Genomic DNA, 20,145 nt, shown 5'->3' on the forward strand with positions numbered 1-20,145 from the left:
CGCCATGGCGAACCACGACCCCCGCGTCGACGCCTATATCGCGAAATCCGCCGAGTTCGCCCGGCCGCTCCTGGAACACCTGCGCACCCGCGTGCACGCTGCCTGCCCCGAGGTGGAGGAAGGCATCAAGTGGGGCATGCCGTTCTTCGGCTACAAGGCCGCGCCGATGTGCATGATGGCCGCGTTCAAGCAGCACTGCAGCTTCGGTTTCTGGTTGTCGAAAGAAGTCACCGGCGGCAGCGATGAGGACGGCATGGGCCAGTTCGGCAAGCTCGCCACGCTGCAGGATCTGCCATCGGACAGGCAGCTCGCCGCCCACCTGAAGAGGGCGATGGCGCTGAACGCGGCCGGGGTGAAGAAGGTGCGTCCGAAGGCTGCGGCGAAGCCCGCGCCGACGCTGCCGGGCGACCTGTCCGCCCTGCTCGCCAAGCGCCAGCACGCCGCCGCGCGCAAGGCTTGGGCGAGCTTCCCGCCCGGCGCGCAGCGCGAGTACGTCGACTGGATCGCCGAGGCGAAGACTGACGCCACCCGCCAGAAACGCCTCACTACCACCCTGGAGTGGCTGGCCGAAGGCAAGCGGCGCAACTGGAAATACGAGACATGCTGAGAGCCCGTTCATGATCCGCATCGCCCGCGACGAAGACGCCGCCGCCATCCACGCGATCTACGCGCCGTCGGTCAGCGACGGCGTGGCCACCTTCGAGACCGAGCTGCCCGGCGTCGACGCCATGCGCGAACGCCTGCGCGCGCGCCTCAGGCACTACCCGTGGCTGGCGTGGGAGGAGGACGGCGAAGTGCTGGCCTACGCCTACGCCGGGCGCTTTCGCGAGCGCGCCGCCTACGACTGGATCGCCGAAACCTCGATCTACGTGCGCCACGATGCGCACCGCCGCGGCATCGCGCGCCGGCTCTACGGCGTGCTGCTGGACGTGATGCGGCTGCAGGGCCTCACTCAGGCCGTCGGTGTGATCACCCTGCCCGGCACCGCCAGCGTGGCGATGCACGAAACGATGGGTTTCGCCCCCGCGGGGGTGTGGCGCCAGTGCGGCTACAAGCTGGGGCAATGGTGGGACGTGGGCGTCTGGCAGAAGGAACTTCAGCCGGCCGCCACTCCGCCGCAACCCGTGACGCCGTTCCAGGCACTTGCCGATACGCCGGCGCTGCACGCCCTGCTGGGCTAAACCTGCCGCAACGAAAACGGCGTGCCTGCAGGTCGCAGGCACGCCGTCGGCCCCGGTGATGCGCCGGCTGGCGCCTAGTGGTTGAGCAGCAGGTCGACGATCACGCCGGTGGCGATCGCCACCAGCAGGTAGTCGCCGCTGTCGCTGCGCACCCAACGGTAGCCGCGTGGCGGTTCGCGCAGGTCGTACTGGCGCCAGTCCGTCACCACGTAGCGGGTGCTGCGGTATTCCTCCGGCAGGTAGCCGCCGCGCTTGTACCACCCTTCGTGGCGGCCGCGATCATGCCAGTTCTTGTAATGGCCATAGGCGTGGCCGCGACCATGGCCGTTGCCCTGGTCGTCGCCGTCTTCGTAGCGCACGTAGCGATCGCCGTCGTCGTTGTATCCGCGATCGCCATCATCCTGCTGTTCGTAGCGGTCGCGATCATGCCCATGGCCCCGGCCATGACCATTGCCCTGGGCCAGCGCGGAGCCGCTGGCCAGCATCAGCATGGCACCCAAAACGGCAGACAGACTCAGTAGCTTCTTCATGCATTGCTCCCCATCCTCGATGGAAAAAGGCCTGCCCGGACGAACCCGGACTGCCCGGTGGTTCGGGTCCAAGATGGCCGCCGACGCCCCAACGCGGCGTGAATCCCCTGCCACGGCAGATTTCGCGTTCAGCCTGCAGCAACCCGCGCCGGTCGGCTACCATGGCGGCCTTTCGACGTTGGCTACCAAGGATTCCCCATGCGGCTCGATCAGGTCAAGGCAATCATCACCGGTGGCGCCTCCGGTCTCGGCCACGCGGTGGCGCAGCATCTGGTGGCGAACGGCGGCAGGGTCGCACTGTTCGACGTCAACGAGGACAAGGGCCAGGCCGCCGCGAGGGAACTGGGCGGGGCCGCGCGTTTCTTCCGCACCGACGTCACCTCCGAGGACGGCGTGGCCACCAACGTGGCTGCCGCGCACCACGCGATGGGCGGCCTCAACGTGGTGATGAACTGCGCCGGCATCCTCGGCGCCGGCCGCGTGCTGGGCAAGGAAGGCCCGATGCCGCTCTCCACCTTCGCCACCACCGTGATGGTGAACCTGGTCGGCAGCTTCAACGTGGCCAAGTCCGGCGCGGCATTGATGCAGGGCAACGCGGCAGGCGAGGACGGCGAGCGCGGCGTGATCATCAACACCGCCAGCGTGGCCGCCTACGAAGGCCAGATCGGCCAGGCCGCCTACTCCGCCTCCAAGGGCGGCGTGGTCGGCATGACCCTGCCGATGGCGCGCGAGCTGGCGCGCTTCGGCATCCGCGTGGCGACCATCGCGCCGGGCATCTTCTGGACCCCGATGGTCGACGGCATGCCCGACGCGGTGCAGCAGTCGCTGAGCGCGTCGATCCCGTTTCCCTCGCGGCTGGGCCAGCCGGCGGAGTTCGCCTCGACGGTCGCCTTCATCCTCGGCAACCGCTACATCAACGGCGAGACGATCCGCCTCGACGGCGCGGTGCGGCTGGCGGCGAAGTAAGTGCGCTCATCCATGAGCGCGAAAGTCAAAAAGCGGCCATCCATGGCCGCACTCTTCAAATAAGTGCGCCCGTCCATGGGCGCGAAAGTCAAAAAGCGGCCATCCATGGCCGCACTCTTCAAATAGATCATTTACTCCCCGGGCACTCATGAAAGCTTCCGACGTCAAGAAAGGCAACGTGGTCGAACACGACGGCACCGTCTACCAGGTGCGCGACATCGAGCGCAGCGCGCCTACCGCGCGCGGCGGCAATGTCACCTTCCGTTTCACCATGTATTCGATCCCGGGCGCACGCAAGTTCGACCTCAGCCTGCGCGCCGACGACGACCTGAGAGAGATGGACCTGGTGCGCCGCGCCGCCAACTTCTCCTACATGGACGGCGACGCGTTCGTGTTCATGGATGCCGAGGACTACACCCAGTACCTGCTTTCGCCCGAGCTGGTCGGCGACAACGCCGGCTACATCGTGGAGGAGGTCGAGGGCTACTACGTGCAGCTGATCGACGACGCCCCGGTGGGCCTGCAGGTGCCCACCAGCGTGGTGCTGACCGTGGTCGACACTGCCCCGGAGATGAAAGGCGCCAGCGCCACCAAGCGCACCAAGCCGGCCAAGCTCGGCACCGGCATCGAGATCCAGGTGCCCGAGTACATCACCAACGACGAAAAGGTGTGGGTGAACACGCTGACCGGCGAGTTCGCCGGCAGGGCCTGAGGGCAGAGGTGAGGGGAGAGGAGTGAGAAACGAGAGATAAAACGGTTCGAGGTTGCTCCGCTTCTCGTCCCACGCAGGCCGTGGAGCATCGGATCGGGCGGCACGGTAACCTTGCCCGAGTCACGGCTCCTCTCTCGCTTCTCACTCCTCTTCACTCACTCCTGGCCCTCCCATGTCCTCCAGCGCCTATTCGCTACGCGCCCATGCGATCGAGAGCCTGACCCACATCAAGCGGCCGGACGTGCCGCTGCGGGTGGTGCTGCGCAATACCGCGGCGGTGGTGCTGCCGCTGGCCGCGGGCATGGCCACCGGCTACCCGCAGATCGGGCTGGGCGTGGCCGCCGGCGCGCTGGACACGATGTTCTCCGACCAGCCCGGGCCGTACCGCCAGCGCCTGCGGCAACTGCTGCTGGCGTCGCTGGCCGCCGGCCTCGCCGCCCTGGTGGGTTTCCTGATCGGCGGCCTGCTGCTGCCGATCCTGCTCGCCACCGCCGCCTGCGGCTTCTTCGGCGGCCTGCTGGTGGTGTTCGGCACGGATACCGCGCGGGTCGGCATGACCAGCATGATCCTGCTGGTGATCACCGCGTCCACGCCGGCCTCCCTCGGCCACGCGCTTGGCGGCGCTGCGCTGATCTTCGCCGGCGGCCTGCTGCTCACGGCATTCTCGCTGGCGGCGTGGCCGCTGCAACGCTACTGGCCGGAACGACTGGCGCTGGCCGAGGTGTATGCCGGGCTGGCCGCGGTGGCCCGGCAGCCGTCGCACGACGAAGCCGACGTGCCCGCGCTGACCGAGGCGATGACCACGCTGCAGCACACCTTGCTCGGCCGCGACCGTGCGCATGGCCGCGCGATGGAGGCATTCGGCGTGCTGCTGGAACTGGCCGAGCGGATCCGGCTGGAACTCACCGCGATGACCGCGCTGCACGCCGACCCGACCATCCACGCGATGTTCCGCGGCGACGCCGCCCGCGTGCTGGCGGCGATCGCCGACGCGCTGGAACGGGGCGACTCGCCCGAACAGGCCGGCCGCGCACTGCAGACCCTGCGCGCCAGCGAGTACGCCCTGCTCGACGGCAGCGATCGCGCCAGCGGCCTGGCTGCGCACATCCACGCGCTGGCCGGCCAGCTGGCCGCCGCCGTGCGCAACGCCGACTGGGCCGGCAGCGGCGGCGAACTGCGCGCCAGCGAGGCGGAGACGCGGCTGCCCAGATCGCTGCGCAGCAATTCCAGCTGGGCCACCCTGCGCGCCAACCTCACCCCGCGTTCGGTGGCGTTCCGCCACGCCGTGCGCATGGCGGCCTGCCTCACCGCCGCATTGTGGTTCTCGCGCCTGCTGCACTTGCCGCACGGCTACTGGCTGCCGATGACCGCGGCGATCGTGTTGCGTCCGGACTTCGCCGCCACCTTCAATTTCGGCCTGCTGCGCGTGCTCGGCACCGTGCTCGGGCTGGTGCTCACCACCGTGCTGTTGCGCATCGCGCCGGACGAGCCATGGGCGCACCTGGCCCTGATGGCGGTGCTGTGCATGGCGTTCCGCTACCTGGCCGGCGCGCACTACGGCATCGCGGTGGCGGCGCTGACCGGCACCGTGGTGATCCTGCTGTCCTTCGACGGCGTCAATCCCGGGCTGGCGGTGGCGGACCGGGTGCTCAACACCGCGCTCGGCTGCGGCATGGCCATGCTCGCCTACGTGGCCTGGCCGACCTGGGAACGCGGCCGCGCCCGCGCCGCGCTGGCGGTGATGCTGGGCGCCTACGCCAGCTACCTGCGCGCGCTGGCGCAACCCGGGCAGACCGGCGCGCACGACGACACCCGCACCGCGGCGCGCACCGCGCGCACCAATGCGCAAGCCTCGATCGACCGCATGCGCACCGAGCCGGCCACGCCGCCGGAACTGCTGGCGCTGGCCCGCGCGCTGTTCGCCAACGGCAACCGCCTGGCGCGCACCGCGATGACGCTGGAAGCCACCCTCGACGACCTCGCCGCGCTGCCAGCAGCCTCCGCCATCCGCCACTTCGTCGAACAGGCCGCCGACGCGGTGCAGGCCATCGCCGCGGCGCTGCGCGAGCAGCAGCCGCTCGGCGCCCTGCCCGAGCTGCGCGCCATGCAGCGCGAGCTGGTCACGTCGATGCAGGAAGGCGGCGACCGCGTCGCGCTCGAGCTGCTGGCGCGGATCAGCGACCGCCTGGTCGACAACGTCAACACGCTGGCCCACGTCATGAAGCGCGGCGCGCAGGAGCCTGCCGCCGGAGCGAACCAGGCATCGGCGTAACCCCGCGCCGCGCCATGTGCGGGCGCAACGCGACGCCACTGTGCGGAGGTTTTACACTGCGCGGATGCTCAAGATCGACACCCACGCGCACATCCTGCCCCGCGACTGGCCCAACCTGGCGGCCAAGTACGGCGACGACCGCTTTCCGGTGATGACCCACACCGACGGGCGCCACCGCATCTACAAGGACAGCCGCTTCTTCCGCGAAGTGTGGGATTCGGCGTTCGACCCGCAGACGCGCATCGACGACTACGCCCGCTTCGGCGTCAGCGTGCAGGTGATCTCCACCGTGCCGGTGCTGTTCTCGTACTGGGCGCCGGGACACCAGGCGCTGGAACTGCACCGCCACCTCAACGGCCACATGGCCAGCATCTGCCGCGACCATCCGCGCCACTACGCCGGCATCGGTACGGTGCCGCTGCAGGCGCCGGACCTGGCCGTGCGCGAGCTGGAACGCTGCATCGACGAACTGGGCCTGCAGGGCGTGCAGATCGGCTCGCACTGCGGCGACTGGAACCTGGACGCGCCGGAGCTGTTCCCGTTCTTCGAGGCCGCCGCCGACCTCGGCGCCGCGGTGCTGGTGCATCCGTGGGACATGATGGGCGCGGCGTCGATGCCCAAGTACTGGATGCCATGGCTGGTCGGCATGCCGGCCGAGCAGTCGCGCGCCGCCTGCTGCCTGGCCTTCGGTGGCGTGCTGGAGCGGCTGCCGAAGCTGCGCGTGATGCTGGCCCACGGCGGCGGCAGCTTCCCGGCCACCATCGGCCGCATCGAGCACGGCTTCCGGATGCGCCCGGACCTGGTCGCCACCGACAACCCGCGCAACCCGCGCGAATACCTCCAGCGTTTCTACTTCGACTCCTGCGTGCACGACGACCGCTCGCTGCGCTATCTGCTGGATGTGACGGGTGCCCGCCAGGTGATGCTCGGCACCGACTATCCTTTCCCGCTGGGGGAGCAGGAACCCGGCAGCGGCATCGAGGCGCTGGGCCTGGACGAAGCCGATCGCGCGCGGCTGTTCCACGGCACCGCGCTGGAATGGCTGGGACTGCCCCGCCACCGTTTCGCCCCCGATCCCATCTCCGAGGAATCCGCATGAGCCTCCTGCGCAGCACCACTCTCGCAATCGCCTTCGCCGCTGGCCTGCTGGCGGTCGGCGGCAGCCGTGCCGCCGACGTCAGCATGGCCGGCGGCAGCGTCCACTTCAGCACGCCGGGCGGCTGGCTCGGCATCATGGAAACCGAGGGCGACCCCGAGGCCCGCGTGTTCCAGGTGCCCGACCCCTCGCCCACCGGCAGGAACAGCCTGGCCCGCGTCACCGTGACGGTGAAGCAGGTGCGCGACATCAGCGGGTTCCAGCAGTACATGGGCGACGCCACCGCCAAGGCACTGGCCCTGCCCGGCTACAAGGCCGCCGCGGTGCCGCCCAGCCCCAACAGCAACCTCTACACCGCCCAGGAAAACGGCGCCGAGTTCAGCTACGTCGAGCACTACTGGTTCAAGAACGGCCAGGCGATCCAGCTGCGCTGCATGCGCCCCAGCCAGAGCCAGGCCGGCGCCGCCTGGAAAGCCGAATTCGACAAGGGCTGCAACGCCATCGCCGCGCAACTGAAGTAAACCCGCATCGCTCCCTCCCCTGCTTCGCAGGGGAGGGCTGGGGAGGGGTTGCTCTTGATCTTCGCGCACGCTCTCCCCCTTCCCGTACGCGGGGAAGATGAGCCAACACCTCGAAGAGATACCCAATGTCCGCAAGTTTCGAAGCCACCCTCGACTGGGCCCAGGCCCGCGACGCCGCCGACCCGCTGCGCGCCTTCCGCGACGAGTTCCTGATCCCGCCGCACGAAGGGCACGACAGCCGGCCGTCAGACAGCGTGTACTTCTGCGGCAACTCGCTGGGCCTGCAGCCGCGCGCGGTGCGCGAGGCGGTCAACGCTGAGCTGGACTACTGGGGCGAACTCGCGGTGGAAGGCCACTTCAAGGGCCGCCTGCCGTGGATGGACTACCACGAGTTCGTCCGCGACGACCTCGCCGCCGTGGTCGGTGCCCGGCCCGCCGAAGTGGTGGCGATGAACACCCTGGGCGTGAACCTGCACCTGATGATGGTGAGCTTCTACCGCCCCACGCCCGAGCGCCATGCCATCCTGATCGAGGCCGGTGCCTTTCCCACCGACCGTTACGCGGTGGAGTCGCAGGTCCGCTTCCACGGCTTCAGTCCCGCGCTGTCGCTGATCGAGCTGGAGGCCGACGAACCGAACGGCACCACCTCGATGCAGGCGATCGAGCGCGCGCTGGCCGAGCACGGCAAGCAGATCGCGCTGGTGCTGCTGCCCGGCGTGCAGTACCGCACCGGCCAGGCGTTCGACCTCAAGGCGATCAGCGCGCTGGGGCACCGGCACGACTGCACGGTCGGCTTCGACCTCGCCCACGCGGTCGGCAACCTGCCGCTGCAACTGCACGACAGCGGCGCCGACTTCGCCATCTGGTGCAGCTACAAATACCTGAACAGCGGCCCCGGCGCGATCGGCGGCGCCTTCGTGCACGAGCGCCACGCCACCGCCGCGCTGCCGCGCTTCGCCGGCTGGTGGGGCCACGACAAGACCACGCGCTTCCAGATGGGCCCGGAGTTCCACCCCACCCCCGGCGCCGACGGCTGGCAGCTGTCCAACCCGCCGATCCTCGCGCTGGCCCCGCTGCGCGTGTCGCTGGAGATCTTCCGCCGCGCCGGCATGGATCGCCTGCGCGAAAAATCGCTGCAGCTCACCGGCTACCTGGAATGGCTGGTGCAGACCCGACTCGCCGACGTGCTGCAGGTGGTGACCCCTGCCGACCCCGCACGCCGCGGCGCCCAGCTGTCGATCCGCGTGACCGGCGGCCGCGAACGCGGCCGCGCCCTGTTCGAACACCTGATGGCCCACGGCATCATCGGCGACTGGCGCGAACCCGACGTGATCCGCATCTCGCCTGCGCCGCTGTACAACCGGTTTGCGGATTGTCTGGCGTTTGCGGAGGCGGTGCGGGAGTGGAGTCGCGGCTGACCGATTGACACCGCAGCCGAACGCAGACGTCCAACATTACGCCCGGCTCTGCGGATGCCTCACCTGCCCTTCCCCACGCACCACGAAGCGCTCCACCGTGAGCGCCTCGGCGCCCATCGGGCCGTAAGCGTGCAGGCGCGTGGTGGAGATGCCGATCTCGGCGCCGAGGCCGAGTTCGCCGCCGTCGCTGAAGCGCGAGGAGGCGTTGACCATCACCACGGCGGAGCGGATCGCCTGCACGAAGCGTTGCGCGGCGGCTTCGGCGGCGGTGGCGATGACTTCGGTATGGTCGGAGCCGTAGCGGCGGATGTGGGCGATGGCGGCGTCGAGATCGTCGACCACGCGCACGGCGAGGATCAGGTCGAGGAATTCGGCGGCGTAGTCGTCCTCGCTGGCAGGTTGCATGGCGGGCACCAGCACGCGGCTGCGCTCGTCGCCACGCAGTTCGACACCGCGCTCGCGCAGTGCCTGCGCCGCCTGCGGCAGGAACGCTTCGGCCACGTCGCGGTGCACCAGCAGCGTCTCCAGCGCGTTGCACACGCCGGGGCGCGAGGTCTTGCCGTCGACCAGCAGGTTCAACGCCAGGTCGAGGTCGGCGGCGCGGTCCACGTACAGGTGGCAGACACCCTTGTAGTGCTTGATCACCGGCACCCGCGCGTGCTCGGCGACGAAGCGGATCAGGCCTTCGCCGCCGCGCGGGATGGCGAGGTCGACGATGTCGCTCAGCTGCAGCAGCTCGACCATCGCTCCGCGGCTGAGGTCCTGCAACACCGTCACCGCGGCCTCGGGCACGCCGTGCGCGCGCAGCGCGGCGTGCAATGCCGCGGCGATGGCGAGGTTGGAATGGATCGCCTCGGAACCGCCGCGCAGGATCACCGCGTTGCCGGCCATCAGGCACAGCGCCGCGGCATCGGCGGTGACGTTGGGGCGTGCCTCGTAGATCATCGCGACCACGCCCAGCGGGATGCGCACGCGTTCGATCGACAGCCCGTTCGGGCGCGTCTCGCGGCGGGTGACCACGCCGACCGGATCGGGCAGTTCGGCCACCTCGCGCAACGCGCCGGCGATGCCGGCCACGCGTGCTTCGTCCAGCCGCAGGCGGTCGAGCATGGCGCCCTGCACGCCTTTCGCCACGGCCTGGCGCATGTCCTCGGCGTTGGCGGCCAGCACCGCGGCGGACTGCGCTTCCAGCGCCGCGGCCATGTCGCGCAACAGCGCGCGCTTCGCCCCGGTGTCGAGTATGGCGACCACCTGGGCGGCATCGCGGCAGGCCAGCGCCTGTTCCCTGATCGTGCTCATGACTCGATTTCCTGCCCGGATGCCACCGGGCGGTTCATGGTGACGAGGTCGTCGCGATGCACCACCTCGTCGCCGTAGCTGTAGCCGAGCGCGCCGTCGATCTCGCGGCTGTGCCGCCCGGCCAGCCGGCGCACCTCGGCGGCACCGTACTGGCTGAGCCCGCGCGCGATGGCGATGCCGGCGGCATCGACAATCTCGACCAGGTCGCCGCGGTGGAACTCGCCGTCGGCACCCACCACGCCGCCTGGCAGCAGCGAGACGCGGCCGCCGGCCAGCGCCTTCGCGGCGCCGGCGTCGACGCGGATGCGGCCCGGCGCCGCGGGTGCGTGGCGCAGCCAGTACTTGCGCGCCTGCAACCGCGTGGCGGCCGCGGCGATCAGGGTTCCACGCAGCTGCCCGCGCTGCAGCGCCTGCACGGTGGCTGTCTCGCGGCCGCTGAACAAGGCCGTGGGGATGCCGGCCGCGGCGGCCTTCGCCGCCGCCTGCAGCTTGGTGCGCATGCCGCCGGTGCCGACCGCGCTGCCGCTGTCGCCGGCCATGGCGGCGATCTCCGGCGTAAGCGCGGCAACGTGCACGATCGGCACGGCAGCGGGATCGCGCCGCGGATCGGCGCTGTACAGCGCATCGACGTCGGAGGCGATCAGCAGCAGGTCGGCATCGACCAGCGCGGCCACGATGGCGGCGAGGTTGTCGTTGTCGCCGAGCTTCAACTCGTCCACCGAGACGGTGTCGTTCTCGTTGACCACCGGCAGCACGCCGAGCTGCAGCAGCTCGCGCAGGGTGGCGCGCGCGTTGAGGTAGCGGCGGCGGTTGCGCAGGTCGTCGTGGGTCAGCAGCACCTGCGCCACCGGCCGCGCGCTCAGGGACTGCCACAGCGCGACCATCGGCGCCTGGCCCAGCGCGGCCAGCGCCTGCCGTGCGGCCAGTCCGCCGCCGTGGCTCGCATGCTCGCGCAGCAACGCGCGTCCCGCCGCCACCGCGCCGGAGGACACCAGCACCACCTCGCGGCCTTCGGCGTGGCTGGCGGCGATGAAGGCGGCCAGCGCCTCGGCATGGCGCGGGGTGAGGCCGCCGCCGTCGGCGGCGAGCAGGTTGCTGCCCACCTTCAGCACCGCACGGCGCCAGCGCGGCAGCGCCTGCTCGGCCAGCGTGCTCATGTGGCGCCCTCCGCCCGCGGCGCCGGCGCGCGGTCGCCATGGCTCTTCGGCGCGGAGACCACGAGGAACCGGACGTCGACGGCGCTGTCGTTGCGCATCTGGTGCGCGGCGCCGGGCGGCACGTGCAGGCCTTCACCGCGCTGCAACCGGTGCGTCACGCCGCCCAGCTCCAGCGTGGCCGTGCCTTCCAGCAGGTAGAAGAACTGGCGCGCCCGCGCATGCAGGTGACGCTGTTCGGCGGCGCCCGGCGGCATGCGCTCCTCGATCACGCTGAGGTCGCCGCCGGCCAGCAGGTGCCAACCGTCGCAGGCATCGCCCCAGAGGTAGTGCTGCGCGTTCGCCGTGCTGACCGTCGCCATGTCGTGCCCTCTTCAATGATCGAGTTGATCCATACGCGCCCGCAGCTCATCCAGCCGCAGGTCGTTGCCGGCACCCGGCGAGACGCGGGCGGCGAGGCTGCCTTCCGGCGTGCGTCCCTGCCCCGCGGATGCCGCGGTTTCCGCGGCGGCGCGATACGCATCGCGGAACGGCACGCCGGCGGCGGCCTGCTCGATCGCCACGTCGGTGGCGTACATCGCCGGCTCGATCGCCGCGCGCATCGCCGCTCCGTTCCACTCAAGCCGCGCCAGCAGGTCGGGCACCAGCTCCAGCGCCATCAGGCCGTGGCGCACGCCGTGGAAGATCGAACCCTTGGAGAACTGCAGGTCGCGCTGGTAGCCGGAAGGCAGCGACAGCAACTGCTCGATCTCGGTGCGCGCGGCGGCCACGCTGGCGTAGCTGGCACGCAGCAATTCGATCACGTCGGGGTTGCGCTTGTTCGGCATGATCGAGCTGCCGGTGGTGTACTCGGCCGGCAGATGCACGAAGTTGAATTCGGCGGTGGTGAACAGTGACAGGTCCCACGCCAGCCGGCGCAGGTCGAGCAGCGCTCCGGCGATCGCTTCCAGCACGGCCATCTCGAACTTGCCGCGCGACAGCTGCGCGTAGATCGGGCTGAGCTGCATGCGCGCGAAGCCGAGCGCCCTGGTGGTGTGCTCGCGGTCCAGCTTCAGGTTCACGCCGTAGCCGGCGGCGGTGCCGAGCGGGTTCGCGTCGATCAGCACCAGCGTCTGCCGCGCCCTCAGGGCATTGTCGATGAAGCCCTCGGCGAACCCGGCGAACCACATCGCGGTGGAGGACACTACCGCGCGTTGCAGGTGGGTGTAGCCCGGCAGCGGCAGTGCCGGTTGCGCGGCGCGCTCGAGGCAGACTTGCGCGATGGCACGGCAATGCGCCTCGAGCGCGGCCAGCTTGTCCTTCAGCCACAGCCGCGTGGCGACCAGGATCTGGTCGTTGCGGCTGCGCCCGGTATGCACGCGGCGACCGGCATCGCCGAGGCGCTCGGTCAGGCGCGCCTCGATGGCGGAGTGGCCGTCCTCGTAGCGCTCGTCGAGCACGAAGCTGCCGTTGCGGAAGTCTTCGGCGAGCGCATCCAGTTCGCGCTTCAGCGCCGCCGCCTCGTCGGCGCTGACCACGCCGATGTTGGCCAACCCTTCCACATGCGCCTTGCTGGCAGCGATGTCGTGCAGGAAGAACTCGCGGTCGAGCAGCACGTCGTCGCCGGCGAGGAACTGCATGATCCTCGCGTCGATCTGGACGCCGGATTTTTGCCACAGCGGCTGAGTCATCGTGGGAGATCCTGTAGGAGCGCACCCTGTGCGCGATGGCTTGATGGTTGGTTCCGGGCGAAGCGGTCGCGCACAGGGTGCGCTCCTACGGCTCCACCGGAATGGCGGTGTACTCGTCCACGCCGATCGCGCGGTTGATGTTCTGCATCGCCTGGGTGGCGGCGCCCTTGAGCAGGTTGTCCAGTGTGGCCACGATCACCACGCGCTTGCCGTCGGCCGACAGCGCGAAGCCACCGATCTCGGTGTGGTGCTTGTGGGCGATGCGGCTGACCCACGGCGCCTCGTCCAGTACCGATACCAGCTTCTCGTCGCCATAGGCATGCCGGAAGCGCTGCAGCACCTCCTCGCGCTTCATCGGCCGCGAGAGATACAGGTTGCTGGTGACGGTGAGCCCGCGGAAGTGCGGCGCCACGTGCGGCATGAATTCCACCGGCACGCCGAGCTGGAACGAGGCTTCCTTCTCGTGCATGTGGCCGGTGAGCGCGTACGGCATCAGGTTGTCGCGCAGCTTGTCCGGATCGTTCTTGTCCGACGGCGTGGTGCCGGCGCCGGAATAGCCGGAGACGCCGAAGCACACCGGCGGCGCGGCCAGCAGGTCCTTCAGCGGCGCGACGGAAAGCTGCATGGCGGTGGCGTAACAGCCTGGGTTGCTGATCCGTTTCTCGCCCCGCCACTTGCCGCGGGTGAGTTCGGGCAGGCCGTAGTACCAGGTCTTGTCGAAGCGGTAGTCGGCGGAGAGGTCCAGGATCAGCGTGTCCGGCTTCGCCGCGCCGATGGCCGCCACGAACGGCGCCGCCTTGCCGTTCGGCAGCGCCAGGATCACCACGTCGGCGCCCTGCGCCGCCACGGCGGCCGGGTCCAGGCTGGCGTAGCGCAGTCCGCCGGCGAAGCCGTCGACGTGGTCGGCCACGCACTGGCCGTCCAACTCGCGCGAGGAGACGAAAGCCAGCTCCAGCGCGGGATGCGCCGCGATCAGGCGGATCAGCTCCACGCCGGTATGGCCGCGCGCGCCGACGATGCCGATGCTCTTTTTGTCGTTTGTCACCGATTCACTCCTGCCAAGCTTTTGCCCCTCCCCCTGCTTCGCAAGGGGAGGTTGGGAGGGGGTAAAGCTCCGGCTTTGGAGCCAAGAGCACCCCTCCCCAACCCTCCCCTGCTTTACAGGGGAGGGAGTCGTTGTCTCATCCCACCAGCGTCGGCTGGCGTTGCGCGCAATGCGCCACGCAGCGGGCGATGGTGTCGAAGTTGCCGTCCAGCCCGTACCAGAACACCTTCCAGCGCGGCTGCTTGAGGCAGCCGTCGGACTCGGCGTAGTAGAAGATGTTGACCTGGTTGTTGTGGCGCGAGCGCCAGAACAACTGCGGATTTTCCTCGCGCATCACCTGCCACACCGCGCGGCCCAGGCCTTCGCCCTGCGCGTCGTCGAGCACGGCGAACTTGTCCAGGTACGGCAGGCCCTGCTCGTTGTCGACATGTTCCATGGTGAGGATCATCGCAGCGCGGTAGTTCTCGCTGACGTAGATGCGGAACGCCCTGGTGCGCTCGAAATAGTCCGGCACCAGGGTGCGGCCGAAGCTGGATTCGATCAGCTCGCGCATGCGTGCGCGGTCCACGCCTTCCCAGGAATCGAAGCGCAGCACCTTCTCGCCACGCCGCACCAGGGTGCCCGAACCCTTGTGGGTGAACAGTTCCTTGGCCAGCTCGGACGGCCGGGTGATCGACACCGACGAGGTCAGCGGCAGGTCGGCCAGCAGGTCGGCGATCTGCTCGATCTTCAGGCGCATGCCGCCGCTGATCCACGGCTGCGCCATCAGGTGGTCGAACTCGGTGCTGAGGTTGATCGAGTCGATCACCTTGCCCTGGCCGTCGAGCAGGCCGCCGGTGCCGGTGAGGAACACGATCTTGTACGGCTGCAGCACGCGCACCAGTTCGTTCGCGGCGACGTCGGCGTTGACGTTGAGGATCTGCCCCTCGTCGGTTTCGCCCAGGCTGGCGATCACCGGGATGGAGTTCGCGCGCAGGCTGGCCTCGATCGGCGCCAGGTTGATGCTCTCCACCTTGCCGACCAGCCCCAAGGTGTCGCGGTCGAGGTAGCTGGCCATGAACACGCCCGACGGCACCGCGGTGGCGCGGGTGTCCATCGACTGCAGCGCCTCGACCAGCTTCAGGTTCTGCTGCATGAACACGCGCCGCACGATGCCCAGCGCCTTCGGCGAGGTCACGCGCAGGCCGCCCACGGTCTGCTTCCCGATGCCGGCGGCGGCCAGTTCCTCGTCCAGCTGCGGACCGGCGCCGTGCAGCACGATCGGGGTCAGTCCCACCTGCTGCAGGAAGGTGAGCGAGGAGGCGAGGTCGGCCAGCTCATCGCGCAGCACCGCGCCGCCGACCTTGACCATGGCGAAGCGCTTGGCGTCCAGCTCGGAGAAGCGCTTGAGGTATTGCTGGATTTCCTTCGCGCTGCCCATGCTCGAGAGCAGGCGCACGATCGTCTTGCGGGTGTGCTTGTGCGTTTCCATGGTTATGTTTTCCTGTGCGTTCATCCGTGAACGCGAGAGTCAAAAAGCGGCCGTCCCTGGCCGCACTTTTCAACAAGGCGAAAAACAACTTCTGCGTAGTGTTGGAGCTGGTCGAGCGCGACCCATTCGTCGGCGCTGTGCGCCTGGGCGATGTCGCCGGGGCCGTACACGAAGGCGGTGTAGCCGGCGGCGGAGAACAGCGCCGCCTCGGTCCAGAAATCCACCGCGTTGCCCACGGGGATTCCCAGCTCGTCGGCGAGATCGCGCGCGGCCAGCCGGCGCGCCTCGGCGGTGGCGGTGTCGCCCGCCGGCAGCGAGGGGCCGCGGAAGGTCTCAGCGAACTCGGCCGGCATGGGCTCGACCAGGGTGCGGAAACGTTCCAGCAGGCCGTCGGGATGCATCGTCGGCAAAGGCCGCATGCCGAAGCGCACCTCCGCACTGGGTGCGATCATGTTCGCCTTGATGCCACCCTCGATGCGGCCGATGTTGAAACGCAGGCCGGTGAGTCCGCCGAAACGCTCGTGCGCCTGCGCCGCCACGAAATCCAGCGCCGCATCGCCCCAGCGCACCGCCTGGTGCAGCGCGCTGTCGCCGGGCTTCTGCTCGCCCGAGGCGTGGCCGGCGTGGCCGGCGAAGCGCATCAGCACCGACTGGATGCCGCGATGCGCCAGCACCGCCTCGCCCTTGGTGGGCTCGGCCACGATCACCGCATCGTAAGCCGGCTTGTCCGCGAGGAAGCCGGCGATGCAGCGCGGATCGTTGGCCTCTTCGTCCGTGGTGAACAGCAGCGCCATGTCGCCGCTGCCGGCGTTCGCCACCGCCAGCAATGCCGCCGCCGCACCCTTGATGTCGCAGGCACCGAGGCCGATGGCGCGGTCCGTCGTCACGCGCAGCTCGTGCGGGCTGGCCGTCCACGCCGGCGAGTCGGGCACCGTGTCCAGGTGCACGTTGAACAGCAGCTTCGGCTGGCCGCGCACCGCATGCAGACCCACGGCGCCGGCGCCGTGGTCGGTAACCGCGACGTCGAAGCCGGGCAAGTGCGCGCGGATATAGTCGAAGATGCCCCCCGTGGTGATCGCGCGCGGAGGGTTGCGGGTATCGAACGACACCAGCGCCTTGAGGTGTTCCAGTGTGGATTGCAGTAAGTCGCTCATTTCGTCATTGCGCTCATTGCGGGTTGGCGGAATAGAACCACGCCGATTGGATCAATCCCTCGCATACCTCGAACACCGCCATGTTCTCCAGCGGCGGCTCGCCAAGGCCATGGATCAGCTCGTGGTCGAACACCTTGTTGCCGACCACGGTGCGCGAGATCAGCTCCGCCTTCAGCTTCGGATTGTTGAAGCGGTGCTCGGCGTAGAAAGCGGCCAACGCCGGCTTACCCTGTACCGACGGCGTTTCCGCAGGCATGCGCCACGAACGGAAGTCGTCCGAAAAACAGGCCAGGAAGGCTTCGAGATCGTGGCGGTTGTACGCTTCGAACTGCCGAACCACAGGAGCGGCGATATCAGACATGCAGGAGTCCGCGTGGGAATTCATGGGATGGCCACCGCGCTTCCGGCGGCCTGGGTGTAGAGATCGGGGCGAAGGATTTCCATCAGACGTTCGGGCCGGGCGGACGGTGCGAAGCCGAATTTCTCGTACAGACTGTGCGCATCGGCCGTGGCGAGCATGAAGCGCCGCAAGCCCTGCAATTGCGGATGCGCCATGACCGCCGCCACCAGCGTCTTGGAGTGGCCATGCCCACGGTGCTCCGGCAGCACGAACACGTCCGCCAGATAGCCGAACGTGGCGCCGTCGGTGACCACCCGCGCGAACGCCACCTGGCGTCCGTCGACATAGCCGCCGAAACACAGCGATCCGGCGACGGCCCGCTCCACCGTTGCGCGCGGGATGTCGCGGCTCCAGTAGGCCTCGGTGGAAAGGAAGCGATGGATCAGCCCGATGTCGAGGCTGTCCTTGTCCGTGCTGACCTGCAGGATATTCACCGGCCGACACCTCCGTGCTCACGACGCCATGGCTCCGCCGCATGTAGATAGACATTGATCGTGTCGGCGGGGCGCGGCAGCGACAACGCATCGAGGATCTGCCCGACCGCGCCGCGGTGATAGGCGCCATGCACGATCAGGTGCTGCAGCATCTCGGCGCGCGACATCTCGCCTGCCTTGCCGTCGGTGAAACGGAAGCGGATGCGCTCGCCCAGTTGTTCCGGAGGTAGTTCGCGCGCATAGCCGGCCAGCCACGCGTCGCCGGCGCGGATGCTTTCCGTCAACGCCGGCAGCTCCGGCGTATCCTCGGTGTTGGTGGCGGCATGCGGGTTCGGTTCGCCTGACAGATGCGCCGCAAAGATCCGATCCACCACGAACGTGTGGTTCATCACGCGGATGGCCTTGCGCCGCTGCTCGGGGAAACGCTCACCGTCGATGGCGAGCATCGCCTCCAGCATGCTGGCGTTTGCCCACGCCTTGTACGCGAACAGGGACGCGAACATGTCAGCGGTTGACCTCCGCCCACAGCGTGCTGCTCATGCCGAACAGCTTGATGAAGCCCTCGGCCTCGGCCACGCCCCAGTCGGCCGATTGCGCATAGGTGGCGCCCTTGGCGTTGAGGATGTGCTTCGACGCGACGGCCACGGCGTTGACCACGCCGCCGTTCGTCTCCAACGTAACCTCGCCGTTGACGGTGGACTGGCTGGAAGCGAGGAAGGCCTCCAGGTCGGCCTTCAGCGGGTCATGGAAGAAGCCCTCATACACCACCTCCACCCACTTGCGCGCCACGTCAGGCTTGAAGCGGTTCTGCTGCTTGCTCAGCACGGCCTCTTCCAGCGCACGATGCGCCGTCAGCAGCGAGATCAGGCCCGGCGCCTCGAAGATGATGCGGCCCTTGAGGCCAATGGTGGTGTCGCCGGTATAGAGGCCGCGGCCCACGCCGTAGGGCGCGAACAGCGCATTGAGCTTCGCCAGCAGCTGGTGGCCGGCGAGCTTCTCGCCGTCCAGCGACACCGCCTCGCCCTTCTCGAAGCCGATCTTCACGCGTAGCGGTGCGGCCGGCCATTCGGCGCGCGGCTTGCACCAGCCGCGCGCGCCCTCGCCCGGGGCTTCCCACTTGTCGATCTCGCCGCCGGACATGGTGACGCCCAGCAGGTTTTCGTTGATGGTGTAGGCCTGCTGCTTGGCGCGCACGCCGAAGCCGCGCTCCTCCAGGAACTTCTGCTCGTAGGCGCGCGTCTGCGTGTGCTCCTTCTGGATCTCGCGGATCGGCGCCACGATCTCGTAGTCGCCGAGCGACTTCACCGCGAGGTCGAAGCGCACCTGGTCGTTGCCCATGCCGGTGCAGCCGTGCGCGATGGCCTTCGTGCCCAGTTCGGCGGCGCGCTTCAGCGCAGCCTCGACGATCAGGTAGCGGTCGGACACCAGCAGCGGGTACTGGCCCTGGTAGCCCTCGCCCGCCCACACGAAGGGCTTCACAAAGCCAGCCCAGATCGCCGGGCCGCCATCCACGGTGACATGGCTGGCCACGCCCAGTTCCTGCGCGCGGTGCTCGATGAAGGCGCGTTCCTCCGCATCCACACCGCCGGTGTCGGCGAACACGGTGTGCACGGCCCAGCCGCGCTCCTTGAGGTAGGGCACGCAGAAGCTGGTGTCGAGGCCGCCGGAGAAGGCGAGGACGATGTCTTTGCTCATGGTTTGCTGATCCTGGAAAGATGGGAAGGTCAGGCGGATTCAACGACGATGCGCGGCTCGCAGCGCACCGGGAAATTCACGGAATTGGCGATGAAGCAGGCATGGTGCGCCGTTTCGTGTGCAGCCTCGGCCCTGACCGGGTCGCTGGCGGCGCTGATGGTCACGGTGGGATGCAGCACCACCTCGGCGAAACGGCCGCCGTCGCCTTCGGTGGCCATCGTGCCTTCGGCAGCGTCCGCGTAGGCGGTCACCACCACGCCGGCCACGGTGGCCATGTGCAGGTAGGACAGCATGTGGCAGGTCGACAGCGCAGCCACCAGCATGTCCTCGGGGTTGTGCCTGGCGGCATCGCCGCGGAACGTGGGGTCGGACGAACCGGCGATCGCCGGCTTGCCGTCGATGCGGATCACGTGGTCGCGGCTGTAGCTGCGATAGCCGTCCGTACCGCTGCCGAGGTTGCCGGTCCACTCCACGTCGACGCGGTAGTGATGCTGGTGGTTCACGGTTTCGATTCCTCTTGCTCAGCCATCAACGCGGCCAGCTCCGCGTCACCGTCGCCGTCGCGCTCGCGCAGGCCGGCGACCACGCCGGCGCGGTTGCGCGCGGGATGGTTCTGGCTCAGCTTGAACTTGCCCTCGATGCGCCCGATCGCGACCTCGAGGCCGACGATCGCGCGCAGCGACTTCTCGATGTGATCGTCCGGCGCATCCGTGATCTTCCACGGCTGCGGCTGGCCGGCCTCATGGTGATCGGTCAGTGTTTCCAGCAGGCGACGCAGCCAGATGGCGTCGTCGATCACCCGCAGGCGGCCGTGCACGTGCACTACTGCATAGTTCCACGTCGGCACTTCGCGCCCGGTCTCGTGCTTGCTCGGGTACCAGTTCGGGCTGATGTAGCCGTCCGGCCCCTGGAAGATCAGCAACACCTCGGCGCCATCCAGCTGCGCCAGTTCGTTGCCGCGGGCGATATGGCCGTGCAGCACCTCGCCAACCAGCTCGAACGGCAGGTGGTTCGCCGTCAACCCGTCCGCCGCACGGGTCACCACGGTGGCGAACGGATACGCGCGGATCAGCCCGTGCAGGGCCTCGACGCGGGTTTCCACAAAATGCTTTGGCGTATACATGAGC

The 20,145-nt window shown here is 69.0% G+C and carries 22 protein-coding genes; 8 read left to right on the forward strand and 14 right to left on the reverse strand.

The genetic code is table 11. The annotated features are described in order from the left end of the window. The first annotated feature begins 4 nt into the window (after window positions 1-4). Together AC3WRN_RS11340 and AC3WRN_RS11345 are read left to right on the forward strand one after the other, a co-directional pair. Window positions 5-607: a YdeI/OmpD-associated family protein gene (locus AC3WRN_RS11340; RefSeq protein WP_492623036.1), complete on the forward strand. Its 603-nt coding sequence runs from the start codon at window positions 5-7 to the stop codon at window positions 605-607. Between the two features lie 10 nt (window positions 608-617). Further along, the gene (locus AC3WRN_RS11345) at window positions 618-1,181 is read left to right on the forward strand and encodes a GNAT family N-acetyltransferase (RefSeq protein WP_068097766.1); all 564 of its coding nucleotides are present in this window, start codon (window positions 618-620) and stop codon (window positions 1,179-1,181) included. 74 nt (window positions 1,182-1,255) lie between these two features. Here AC3WRN_RS11345 and AC3WRN_RS11350 read toward each other — a convergent pair whose 3' ends face one another. Then, complete coding sequence (locus tag AC3WRN_RS11350) at window positions 1,256-1,711, reverse strand: RcnB family protein (protein WP_492623037.1); 456 nt, start codon at window positions 1,709-1,711, stop codon at window positions 1,256-1,258. Between the two features lie 198 nt (window positions 1,712-1,909). Between AC3WRN_RS11350 and AC3WRN_RS11355 the strand changes: the two genes are divergently transcribed. From AC3WRN_RS11355 to kynU, 6 genes are all read left to right on the forward strand, one after another. Further along, a complete protein-coding gene (locus AC3WRN_RS11355; protein ID WP_492623038.1) occupies window positions 1,910-2,677 on the forward strand; it encodes an SDR family NAD(P)-dependent oxidoreductase in 768 nt (255 codons plus the stop codon). Window positions 2,678-2,825: 148 nt separating this feature from the next. Then, the gene (gene efpL / locus AC3WRN_RS11360; protein ID WP_492623039.1) at window positions 2,826-3,389 is read left to right on the forward strand and encodes an elongation factor P-like protein EfpL; all 564 of its coding nucleotides are present in this window, start codon (window positions 2,826-2,828) and stop codon (window positions 3,387-3,389) included. 172 nt (window positions 3,390-3,561) lie between these two features. Continuing rightward, a complete protein-coding gene (locus tag AC3WRN_RS11365; RefSeq protein WP_492623040.1) occupies window positions 3,562-5,661 on the forward strand; it encodes an FUSC family protein in 2,100 nt (699 codons plus the stop codon). Window positions 5,662-5,725: 64 nt separating this feature from the next. After that, window positions 5,726-6,760 carry an amidohydrolase family protein gene (locus tag AC3WRN_RS11370; RefSeq protein WP_492623041.1) on the forward strand — a complete coding sequence of 345 codons (1,035 nt, stop codon included), beginning with the start codon at window positions 5,726-5,728 and terminating at the stop codon, window positions 6,758-6,760. Further along, entirely contained in the window at window positions 6,757-7,278 is a 522-nt protein-coding gene (locus tag AC3WRN_RS11375; protein ID WP_492623042.1) for a hypothetical protein, read from the forward strand. The genes AC3WRN_RS11370 and AC3WRN_RS11375 overlap by 4 nt, the downstream gene beginning before the upstream one ends. Window positions 7,279-7,403: 125 nt before the next feature. Further along, window positions 7,404-8,696, forward strand: a complete 1,293-nt coding sequence (kynU, locus tag AC3WRN_RS11380) for a kynureninase (protein ID WP_492623043.1) — start codon at window positions 7,404-7,406, stop codon at window positions 8,694-8,696. A 36-nt stretch (window positions 8,697-8,732) separates the two neighbouring features. Here the strand turns inward: kynU and AC3WRN_RS11385 are convergent, their stop codons facing one another. The 13 genes from AC3WRN_RS11385 to AC3WRN_RS11445 all read right to left on the reverse strand — a co-directional run bounded on the left by AC3WRN_RS11385 (window position 8,733) and on the right by AC3WRN_RS11445 (window position 20,141). Further along, window positions 8,733-9,995, reverse strand: a complete 1,263-nt coding sequence (locus tag AC3WRN_RS11385) for a glutamate-5-semialdehyde dehydrogenase (RefSeq protein ID WP_492623044.1) — start codon at window positions 9,993-9,995, stop codon at window positions 8,733-8,735. Beyond that, the gene (proB, locus tag AC3WRN_RS11390; protein WP_492623045.1) at window positions 9,992-11,152 is read right to left on the reverse strand and encodes a glutamate 5-kinase; all 1,161 of its coding nucleotides are present in this window, start codon (window positions 11,150-11,152) and stop codon (window positions 9,992-9,994) included. Before proB ends, AC3WRN_RS11385 begins: the two co-directional genes overlap by 4 nt. After that, complete coding sequence (locus AC3WRN_RS11395; protein ID WP_492623046.1) at window positions 11,149-11,511, reverse strand: cupin domain-containing protein; 363 nt, start codon at window positions 11,509-11,511, stop codon at window positions 11,149-11,151. Before AC3WRN_RS11395 ends, proB begins: the two co-directional genes overlap by 4 nt. Window positions 11,512-11,523: 12 nt before the next feature. Beyond that, window positions 11,524-12,819, reverse strand: a complete 1,296-nt coding sequence (gene argH, locus AC3WRN_RS11400) for an argininosuccinate lyase (protein ID WP_492623047.1) — start codon at window positions 12,817-12,819, stop codon at window positions 11,524-11,526. A gap of 85 nt (window positions 12,820-12,904) precedes the next feature. Then, complete coding sequence (gene argC / locus AC3WRN_RS11405) at window positions 12,905-13,864, reverse strand: N-acetyl-gamma-glutamyl-phosphate reductase (protein ID WP_068097719.1); 960 nt, start codon at window positions 13,862-13,864, stop codon at window positions 12,905-12,907. A 136-nt stretch (window positions 13,865-14,000) separates the two neighbouring features. Beyond that, complete coding sequence (locus tag AC3WRN_RS11410) at window positions 14,001-15,335, reverse strand: acetylglutamate kinase (protein ID WP_492623048.1); 1,335 nt, start codon at window positions 15,333-15,335, stop codon at window positions 14,001-14,003. Between the two features lie 20 nt (window positions 15,336-15,355). Further along, a complete protein-coding gene (locus AC3WRN_RS11415; RefSeq protein WP_492623049.1) occupies window positions 15,356-16,489 on the reverse strand; it encodes an acetylornithine deacetylase in 1,134 nt (377 codons plus the stop codon). 13 nt (window positions 16,490-16,502) lie between these two features. Beyond that, entirely contained in the window at window positions 16,503-16,850 is a 348-nt protein-coding gene (locus tag AC3WRN_RS11420; protein ID WP_492623050.1) for a nuclear transport factor 2 family protein, read from the reverse strand. Window positions 16,851-16,870: 20 nt separating this feature from the next. Further along, complete coding sequence (locus tag AC3WRN_RS11425; protein ID WP_068097703.1) at window positions 16,871-17,323, reverse strand: GNAT family N-acetyltransferase; 453 nt, start codon at window positions 17,321-17,323, stop codon at window positions 16,871-16,873. Further along, entirely contained in the window at window positions 17,320-17,826 is a 507-nt protein-coding gene (locus AC3WRN_RS11430; RefSeq protein WP_492623051.1) for a DinB family protein, read from the reverse strand. Before AC3WRN_RS11430 ends, AC3WRN_RS11425 begins: the two co-directional genes overlap by 4 nt. A gap of 1 nt (window position 17,827) precedes the next feature. After that, window positions 17,828-19,018: an argininosuccinate synthase gene (locus tag AC3WRN_RS11435; protein ID WP_068097700.1), complete on the reverse strand. Its 1,191-nt coding sequence runs from the start codon at window positions 19,016-19,018 to the stop codon at window positions 17,828-17,830. Window positions 19,019-19,047: 29 nt separating this feature from the next. Continuing rightward, window positions 19,048-19,521, reverse strand: coding sequence for an OsmC family protein (locus tag AC3WRN_RS11440; protein ID WP_492623052.1), 474 nt, complete (start codon window positions 19,519-19,521; stop codon window positions 19,048-19,050). After that, window positions 19,518-20,141 (reverse strand): FMN-binding negative transcriptional regulator, encoded by a 624-nt coding sequence (locus tag AC3WRN_RS11445; protein ID WP_492623053.1) that lies wholly within the window; start codon window positions 20,139-20,141, stop codon window positions 19,518-19,520. Before AC3WRN_RS11445 ends, AC3WRN_RS11440 begins: the two co-directional genes overlap by 4 nt. Window positions 20,142-20,145: the final 4 nt, after the last annotated feature.

The organism is Rhodanobacter sp. FW101-FHT13A11 (assembly GCF_058790335.1).

What these genes read in the sequence shown, in the direction of transcription:
- AC3WRN_RS11350 (WP_492623037.1), bottom strand. Translation starts at nt 1,711, where the DNA reads ATGAAGAAGCTACTGAGTCTGTCTGCCGTTTTGGGTGCCATGCTGATG.
- argH (WP_492623047.1), bottom strand. Translation starts at nt 12,819, where the DNA reads ATGACTCAGCCGCTGTGGCAAAAATCCGGCGTCCAGATCGACGCGAGG.
- AC3WRN_RS11345 (WP_068097766.1), top strand. Translation starts at nt 618, where the DNA reads ATGATCCGCATCGCCCGCGACGAAGACGCCGCCGCCATCCACGCGATC.
- AC3WRN_RS11370 (WP_492623041.1), top strand. Translation starts at nt 5,726, where the DNA reads ATGCTCAAGATCGACACCCACGCGCACATCCTGCCCCGCGACTGGCCC.
- proB (WP_492623045.1), bottom strand. Translation starts at nt 11,152, where the DNA reads ATGAGCACGCTGGCCGAGCAGGCGCTGCCGCGCTGGCGCCGTGCGGTG.
- kynU (WP_492623043.1), top strand. Translation starts at nt 7,404, where the DNA reads ATGTCCGCAAGTTTCGAAGCCACCCTCGACTGGGCCCAGGCCCGCGAC.
- AC3WRN_RS11445 (WP_492623053.1), bottom strand. Translation starts at nt 20,141, where the DNA reads ATGTATACGCCAAAGCATTTTGTGGAAACCCGCGTCGAGGCCCTGCAC.
- AC3WRN_RS11420 (WP_492623050.1), bottom strand. Translation starts at nt 16,850, where the DNA reads ATGTCTGATATCGCCGCTCCTGTGGTTCGGCAGTTCGAAGCGTACAAC.
- AC3WRN_RS11415 (WP_492623049.1), bottom strand. Translation starts at nt 16,489, where the DNA reads ATGAGCGACTTACTGCAATCCACACTGGAACACCTCAAGGCGCTGGTG.
- efpL (WP_492623039.1), top strand. Translation starts at nt 2,826, where the DNA reads ATGAAAGCTTCCGACGTCAAGAAAGGCAACGTGGTCGAACACGACGGC.
- AC3WRN_RS11435 (WP_068097700.1), bottom strand. Translation starts at nt 19,018, where the DNA reads ATGAGCAAAGACATCGTCCTCGCCTTCTCCGGCGGCCTCGACACCAGC.
- AC3WRN_RS11355 (WP_492623038.1), top strand. Translation starts at nt 1,910, where the DNA reads ATGCGGCTCGATCAGGTCAAGGCAATCATCACCGGTGGCGCCTCCGGT.
- AC3WRN_RS11395 (WP_492623046.1), bottom strand. Translation starts at nt 11,511, where the DNA reads ATGGCGACGGTCAGCACGGCGAACGCGCAGCACTACCTCTGGGGCGAT.
- AC3WRN_RS11375 (WP_492623042.1), top strand. Translation starts at nt 6,757, where the DNA reads ATGAGCCTCCTGCGCAGCACCACTCTCGCAATCGCCTTCGCCGCTGGC.
- AC3WRN_RS11385 (WP_492623044.1), bottom strand. Translation starts at nt 9,995, where the DNA reads ATGAGCACGATCAGGGAACAGGCGCTGGCCTGCCGCGATGCCGCCCAG.
- AC3WRN_RS11410 (WP_492623048.1), bottom strand. Translation starts at nt 15,335, where the DNA reads ATGGAAACGCACAAGCACACCCGCAAGACGATCGTGCGCCTGCTCTCG.
- AC3WRN_RS11340 (WP_492623036.1), top strand. Translation starts at nt 5, where the DNA reads ATGGCGAACCACGACCCCCGCGTCGACGCCTATATCGCGAAATCCGCC.
- AC3WRN_RS11365 (WP_492623040.1), top strand. Translation starts at nt 3,562, where the DNA reads ATGTCCTCCAGCGCCTATTCGCTACGCGCCCATGCGATCGAGAGCCTG.
- AC3WRN_RS11430 (WP_492623051.1), bottom strand. Translation starts at nt 17,826, where the DNA reads ATGTTCGCGTCCCTGTTCGCGTACAAGGCGTGGGCAAACGCCAGCATG.